5 protein-coding genes are annotated in these 7,360 nt (G+C 69.7%); 2 read left to right on the top strand and 3 right to left on the bottom strand.

Annotated features, from left to right (window positions below; all coding sequences use genetic code 11):
- The 3 genes from ACWCSD_RS05550 to ACWCSD_RS05540 form a co-directional block, all read right to left on the bottom strand.
- Positions 1–994: glycosyltransferase (locus tag ACWCSD_RS05550; protein ID WP_449913244.1), on the bottom strand; the 994-nt coding region annotated here is incomplete at its 3' end.
- 34 nt (positions 995–1,028) lie between these two features.
- Entirely contained in the window at positions 1,029–2,291 is a 1,263-nt protein-coding gene (locus ACWCSD_RS05545) for a nucleotide sugar dehydrogenase (RefSeq protein WP_397154818.1), read from the bottom strand.
- A 115-nt stretch (positions 2,292–2,406) separates the two neighbouring features.
- Positions 2,407–4,080 carry a glycosyltransferase family 4 protein gene (locus ACWCSD_RS05540; RefSeq protein ID WP_449913242.1) on the bottom strand — a complete coding sequence of 558 codons (1,674 nt, stop codon included), beginning with the start codon at positions 4,078–4,080 and terminating at the stop codon, positions 2,407–2,409.
- A 56-nt stretch (positions 4,081–4,136) separates the two neighbouring features.
- On the opposite strand from ACWCSD_RS05540, the gene wecB reads away from it, so the two are divergent.
- Both wecB and ACWCSD_RS05530 read left to right on the top strand, forming a co-directional pair.
- Positions 4,137–5,267: a non-hydrolyzing UDP-N-acetylglucosamine 2-epimerase gene (gene wecB, locus ACWCSD_RS05535; protein ID WP_358290661.1), complete on the top strand. Its 1,131-nt coding sequence runs from the start codon at positions 4,137–4,139 to the stop codon at positions 5,265–5,267.
- Positions 5,268–5,321: 54 nt separating this feature from the next.
- Entirely contained in the window at positions 5,322–7,358 is a 2,037-nt protein-coding gene (locus ACWCSD_RS05530; RefSeq protein WP_449913240.1) for a glycosyltransferase family protein, read from the top strand.
- Positions 7,359–7,360 lie beyond the last annotated feature (2 nt).

Raw genomic sequence — 7,360 nt, 5'->3', positions numbered from 1 at the left:
CCGCGGCGTACCCGCGAGCGCCCTGCGCCCGCCGCTCGCGCACGTCGTCCCGCAGCGTCAGCACCGCCTGCGCGACGGCCTTCGGGTCCTCCCAGGGCACGACGACGCCGCTGTCGTACCGCTCCACCAGCTCGACCGCGCGCGGCGACGGCGTCGTGATGACCGGGATGCCGTGCGCCATGTACTCCACGATCTTGGTGGGCATCGAGTGCCGGTAGTTGGGCTCGTCGTGCAGCAGCGACAGCCCGGCCAGCGCCCCGTCGAGCCGCTTGAGCGCCTCGTCGTTGGGCATGAAGTCACGCCACTCCAGCAGGCCGTCGGCGACGGCCTGGTTGAGCATCGGACGGCTCTGCGGATCGGCGTACCCGATCAGCTCCACCGTCACCCGGTACGGCTGCAGCAGCTTGGCCACCTCGACGGCCTCGAACACGCCGCGCGCCCGCGACAACCACCCGAGGTAGACCACCCGGTCGTCGCCCGGAGGCGTCACCGAGTCCGGCACCCAGGTCTCGTTCGGCACGATCAGATGGGCGTGCTTGAACCGGCCCGCGTAGGCGGTCTCGGCCAGCAGCAGGTGCATGTGCCGCTCGGCCGTGCCCTCCAGCATGCGCGCGAAGAAGCGCACCGGCGGGCGCAGGAACGAGGGCAGCCACGGCTTGAGCGACAACGTCGCCGGGGTGTCCTCGTGCACGTCCCAGACCACCGGCGGCCGGTTGCGCACGCCCCAGACCGCGAACAGCAGCTCCGGGTCGTGGATCAGGACCAGGTCGACCTTGTTCCGCATGCGCTTGAACAGCCGCCGGGCGGCCCAGACGGCCGCCACGCGTTTCCGCTGGGCGGCCCTGGGCAGATCGACGCCGTTGACCCATGGACGCGGTACGACCCCGTGCGCCGAGAAGGAGGCGGCATACGTGACCTCATGACCGGCATCCACGAGGGCACGGATCTGCCGATGCAGAATTCTCGCGTCCTCGGGGTTATGCACCACCGTCATGACGAGCACGTGCACTGCGCGCAGCCCTCCGTCGCTACAGCCGCTCGACGCGTTCACCCTCGGTGAGCACACCGCGGGTGTCCAGCACGAGCTTGGCCTTCGCCTCGACCATGGCCAGATCGAACGCGGCGTGCTGCTGCAGCAGCAGCGTCACGTCGGCGTTGACCACAGCCTCGGTCAGATCCTCTTCCCGTGGCACCGGAGTGCCGTCGACCGACCACTCCTTGACGTACGGATCGGCGAACGAGAGGTCGGCCCCCAGTTCCAGCAGCGCACGCGCCACAGGCAGAGCCGGAGTTTCCCGTTCGTCGGCGATATCCGGTTTGTACGTGACGCCGAGCATAACCACTCGGGCGCCGTTCACGGGCTTCTTGTGTCTGTTCAGCAGTCGCTGGACGCGCGCCACCACGTAGGACGGCATGCGCTCGTTGATCTCCTGGGCCAGCTCCACGAACCTGAACGGGTACCCGAGCTTGCGCACGGTGTAGGACAGGTACGAGGGGTCCACGGGGATGCAGTGACCGCCGACGCCCGGCCCCGGCAGGAACTTCTGGAAGCCGAACGGCTTGGTGGCCGCGGCCTCGATCGACTCCCACAGGTTGATGCCGAGCTCGTCGCAGAAGATCGCCATCTCGTTGACGAGGGCGATGTTGACGTGCCGGTAGGTGTTCTCCAGCAGCTTGGCCATCTCGGCCTCGCGGGTGCCGCTGACCGGCACCACCTGCTCGATGAACTGCTTGTAGAACGCCGTCGCCCGGTCGCGGCAGACCGGCGTGTAGCCGCCCACGACCTTCGGGGTGTTCTTGAGCCCGAACTTCGGGTTGCCCGGGTCGATGCGCTCGGGCGAGAAGGCCAGATGGAAGTCCACGCCGGCGGTCAGGCCCGACTGCTCCAGCAGCGGGCGGGCCACCTCGTCGGTGGTGCCGGGCCAGGTGGTGGATTCGAGCACGACGAGCGTGCCCTTGCTGAGGTTGCGGGCGACGGCCTTGGTCGCGCCCTCGACCGCGGACAGGTCGGGACGGTGGTCCTCGTCCAGCGGGGTGGGTACGCAGATGACGATCGTGTTGCTTCTGGCCAGCACGGACTCGTCCAGCGTCGCGCTGAATCCGTTCGCCAGCATGTGATCGAGGTCAGCGTCGGTCAGGTCATCGATGTAGGACTGCCCGGCGTTGAGCGCGTCGACCTTCCGGGGGTCGACGTCCACGCCGACGACCCGCAGCCCGGCGGCAACCGCTTCCTTCGCAAGCGGCATACCGACGTAGCCCAGGCCGATGACAGCCAAGTCGATTTCTGTCACAGCAGTGCCTTCGAGAGCCGGAAACAACACTTCATGGTCGCAAAGGTTATCTCAAGTCCACCTAGCTCACGCCTAATGCGACCGAACCCGTCACAACGTACAGGCAACGTGGAGGTCATCTTTCGGCAAGCGATCGGTATAGAGCTTGATAAGTCTCGGCAACGCGGCTCCAGGTCCGCTTCGCGGCGACTTCGGCGCGTCCGGCCTCGCCCATCTCCGCCCGTCTGGCCGGGTCCTCGCGCAGGCCGGCGATCGCCTTGGCCAGCTCGGCCGGGTCGCCGGCGGGCACCAGCAGACCGGCCCCGTCGGAGCCGACGAGCTCGGAGAGCGCGGGCAGATCGCTCAGCACCACCGGCTTGCCGAGCGCCATCGCCTCGACCGGCTTCAGCGGCGTGACGAGCCGGCAGACCCGCAGGTCCTCACGCGGGCAGGCGAAGATGTCGATGGCGTCCTGGGCCTGGAGCGCCTCGTCGGGGCCGACCCGGCCGGGCAGGACGGCGTCGCGCAGCCCCAGCTCCTCGACCAGGGCGAGCAGGTTCTCCCGCTCGGCGCCGTCGCCGACGATGAGCACCCGCACCGGCGTGCGGTCGTCGCGCAGCAGCGCGGCGGCGCGCAGCAGGGTCGCGAAGCCCTCGTAGGCCACGATGCTGGACACCGAGCCGACCACGATCTCACCGGGGGCGATGCCGTACGCGTCGCGGAACGAGGCGCCGTCGTAGTGAGCCGACAGCAGGGTGTCGTCGACGGCGTTGGGCGCCAGGTGGATGCGTTCCCTGGGCACGCCGCGCTCGACGATCTCGGTGGCCATCGTCTCGGCCAGCGTGACGACCGCGTCGGCCTCGCGCATGAGGAACGCCTCGCGCTCGCGCTGGAGCACGTGCCGCTGGCTGCCGACCCGGATGGGGTCGCGGGAGGCCCACGTCTCCTCCAGGAAGCCGCGCACCTCGTAGACGAACGGGGTGCCCGTCCGGTCGCGAACGGCGTGCGCGACCGAGCCGTTGCGGTGGTCGGTGGCGGCGTGCAGGACCTGCGGGCGCAGCTGCTCGACCAGCCGGGTGACGCCCTCGGCGCCCTTGACCATGCGGCCGCGCATCTCGAACGGCACCTCGCCGTGCCCGTCGGGCAGCAGGCGGTAGTACGGGATGCTGTCGATCTCCTCCTGCGCGGGCGCGTCGGCGTGCCCCTGGAGCATGGGCCAGCCCCAGCTCGTCACGACGTGCGGGTCGAGCCCGGCCGCCTTCTGGGAGGTGACGATCCGGTGGGTGCGCACGGTGTAACCGGCCTGCGTGTACGGCAGCGCGTTGGTGACCAGGTGCAGCACGCGGCCCTCGACGCGCCCGGCGACGGCGACCTTCGGTCCCGGCGGGATCGGGTCGGGGCTGATGGCGGCCAGCTCACCGCGGTAGTAGGCGGCCCTGCGCTTGACGAAGGGGTATTTGGTGTACGCGTCGAGCACTTCGGCGGCCTGGGAGACCCGGCCGGCGTCCCAGTGGGCCTTCGCCTCGTTCCACGGCGCCTTGATCATGCGCATGCCGAGCTTGCGGACCATGCGCCGGGCGCCACGGGCGGCCGGCCAGGCCACGCTGCCGACGATCGGGCGCAGCTTGGGCGGGAGCGCGTCGGCGGCGGCCTGCGCCACGCGGACGGGGTCGGACTTGACCTTGGTCACGACGACGCGGGAAACGATGACGGGGTGCTGGACGAAGCCTTTGAGAAGTCCCCCGACGCCGGCCCGGGCGGACTTCGCGGAAACCTTGGAGGAGTCTTGACGACTGGCGTCGGATGCCACGCTGGGACCGTACCATAGGCAGCGTTTTTTCCCTTCCGCTATGAAAGGCGAGGTCAATGAGGGAGAACCCCCTGGTCCTGCACGTTTTGGGTGCTCGTCCCAATTTCGTGAAAGCGGCCCCGGTGGTGCGTGCACTCGGTGAACTCGGCGTGCGGCAGGGCATCATCCACACCGGTCAGCACTACGACGCGCTGATGTCGGACGTCTTCTTCGCCGATCTCGGCCTGCCCGAGCCGGTGGCCAACCTGGCGGTGGGCTCCGGCACGCACGCCAGGCAGACCGCGGCCCTGCTCGTGGGCCTGGAGGACGTCTTCGTCGCCCAGGAGCCCGACCTCGTCGTGGTCTACGGCGACGTGAACTCGACGCTGGCCGCGATCCTGGTCGCCGCCAAGCTGGGCATCAGGACGGCGCACGTCGAGGCCGGGCTGCGCTCGTTCGACCGGGGCATGCCCGAGGAGGTCAACCGGGTCGTCACCGACGCGCTGGCCGACCTGCTGTTCGTCACCTCGCCCGAGGCCCTCGCCTATCTGGCCTCGGAGGGCGTGCCGCCCGCGAAGGTGCACCTGGTGGGCAACCCGATGATCGACAGCCTGTTCGCCGCGCTGCCCTCGCTGGACCCGGCGCCGGTGGTGGCGCGGCTCGGCCTGCCGGCCCGGTACGCCGTGGCGACCCTGCACCGCCCGGCCAACGTGGACACCGCCGAGGCCGCCAGGGAGCTGGTCGAGGCGGTGCTGGAGGTGTCGCGGCGGACGCCGGTCGTGGTGCCGGTGCACCCGCGCGGCAAGGCGCGGCTGGCCGAGGCCGGCCTGGTGGACGGCGACACGATCAAGGTCATCGAGCCGCTGGGTTATGTGGACTTCCTCTCACTCGTCCGGGGCGCGGCGCTGGTCGTCACCGACTCCGGCGGCGTGCAGGAGGAGACGACCATGCTGGGCGTCCCCTGCCTGACGCTGCGGCCCAACACCGAGCGGCCGATCACGATCACGCACGGCACGAACCGCCTGGTCACGCCCGCGCTGCTGCCCGCCGCGGCGGAGAAGGCGCTCGCCGACGGGGCCGCCACGCCGGCCGGCGAGCTGCCGGTGCTGTGGGACGGCAAGGCCGGTCCGCGCATCGCGACGGTGATCGCGGCGTGGCTGAAGGGCGACAACCTGGCCCCCGCTTCCCAGGCCAAACGCCCCGAATAGCGGCTGAATCCGCCGTACTATGACATACCTCCGCTGAGCGATAGGCGTATCACCATGGCCGAAAACCCTGAGCCCCCCGCGTTCCAGCGACTGGGACCCGTCAACTGGCTGCCCGAGGAGCGCAAGCTCATCGAGCGGTACGAGGCCGAGGTCAGGGAGCTGCGGCGGCGGCTGGAGATCGCCGAGGCCAAGGCCGCGTACGCCGGCTGGAAGCTGGAGGCCACCCAGGCCAAGCGCACGTTCAAGCTGGGCGAGGCCCTGGGCTCGAAGAGCCCGGGGAGGATCGTCGAGGCGGTCAGGTCGAAGGACAAGGCGCCCAAGCCGCCCATGCCGGTCACCGAGGCGGTCGAGCTCGCCAACCACCGCCCCCCGCTGGTCGAGGTGCCGACGGCGAAGTGGCCGCTCGGCCCGGTCAACCGGCCCGACCTCAAGGTGGCGGTCATCCTGGACGACTTCTCCAGGATGGCCTTCAGGTACGAGTGGGACCAGATCGAGTTCGGCCTCAAGGACTGGCCGGACATCTTCGCCGACAAGCGCCCCGACCTGCTGTTCTGCGAGTCCGCCTGGCACGGCAACCAGGGCCGCTGGCGCTACCAGATGACCGGCACGAACGCCCCCAAGGAGCCGCTGCGCGACCTGGTCGCCTGGTGCCGCGCCGAGGGCATCCCCACGGTCTTCTGGAACAAGGAGGACCCGCCGAACTTCGACTTCTTCATCGACACGGCCAAGCTGTTCGACCACGTGTTCACCTGCGACGGCGACATGGTGCCGAAGTACCGCGAGGTGCTCGGCCACGACCGGGTCGACGTGCTGCAGTTCGCCGCGCAGCCGCGGGTGCACAACCCGATCCAGCAGAAGCAGGGCCGTCTGCACGACGTGGTGTTCGCCGGCATGTACTTCCGCGACAAGCACCCCGAGCGGCGCGAGCAGATGGAGGTCGTCCTCGACCCGGTGCGCGAGCTGGGCCTGCACATCTTCGCCCGCAACGGCGAGGTGGACGAGAAGTACGCCTGGCCGGAGAAGTACCGCCCGCACATCGTGGGCGAGCTGCCCTACGACCAGATGCTGGCCGCGTACCGGATGTACAAGGTCTTCCTCAACGTCAACTCGGTGCTCGACTCGCCGACCATGTGCGCCCGCCGCGTCTTCGAGCTGTCGGCGTGCGCGACCCCGGTGGTGTCGGGGTGGTCGCGGGCGATCGAGGAGACGTTCGGCGAGCTGGTGCCGATCGCGCGCGAGCCGGTCGAGTCGTACAACCAGGTGCTGCACCTGATCAACAGCCCCGAGCTGCGGGCCAGGATGGGCCACCTGGCGATGCGGGAGGTCTTCGACAAGCACCTGTTCTCGCACCGGGTGGACCAGATCCTGCAGAACCTCGGCCAGGCGACCACGCCCCGGTCGCGCTCGATCTCGGTCGTGCTGCCCACCAACCGGGCCGCGCAGATCGAGCACGCGATCTCGTCGGTGGCCCGGCAGCTCCACCGGCCGCTGCAGCTCGTCATGGTCCTGCACGGGCTGGACATCGACCCGGTGGTGGTCGCCGACAAGGCCCGGATGGCCGGCATCACGGACGTCGTCGTCCTGCCCGCCGCCCCGGAGCTGACCCTCGGCGCCTGCATGAACCTGGGCATCGCCGCCGCCGAGGGCGACCTGATCGCCAAGATGGACGACGACAACCTCTACGGCGAGCACTACCTGTCGGACCTGGTGCGCGCGTTCGACTACTCCGACGCCGAGCTGGTCGGCAAGGGGGCGCACTACGCGTACTTCGAGGGCAGCAACACCACCATGCTCCGGCTGCCCGGCCTGGAGCACCGGTACTCCTTCCTCGTCCAGGGCGGCACGTTCCTCGGCAAGGCGGACATGTTCCGCTCGTACGGCTTCGCGGACATCACGCGGGGGGAGGACACCCAGCTGGTACGCCGGCTGAAGGAGGACTCCGTCAAGATCTACTCGGCCGACCGGTTCAACTTCGTCTACTGGCGCAGCGCCGACACCTCGATGCACACCTGGCAGGCCGACCACATCAAGCTGACCCGCAACGCGCAGTTCTCCTTCGTCGGCCGCCCGGACGACCACGTGCTCATCTGAGC

The organism is Nonomuraea sp. NPDC001684, assembly GCF_053596515.1.
This window is presented reverse-complemented; position numbering and strand designations above follow the sequence as displayed.

Excerpts from the sequence above, each read along its gene's own strand:
- wecB (WP_358290661.1), top strand. The coding sequence starts at position 4,137 with ATGAGGGAGAACCCCCTGGTCCTGCACGTTTTGGGTGCTCGTCCCAAT.
- ACWCSD_RS05530 (WP_449913240.1), top strand. The coding sequence starts at position 5,322 with ATGGCCGAAAACCCTGAGCCCCCCGCGTTCCAGCGACTGGGACCCGTC.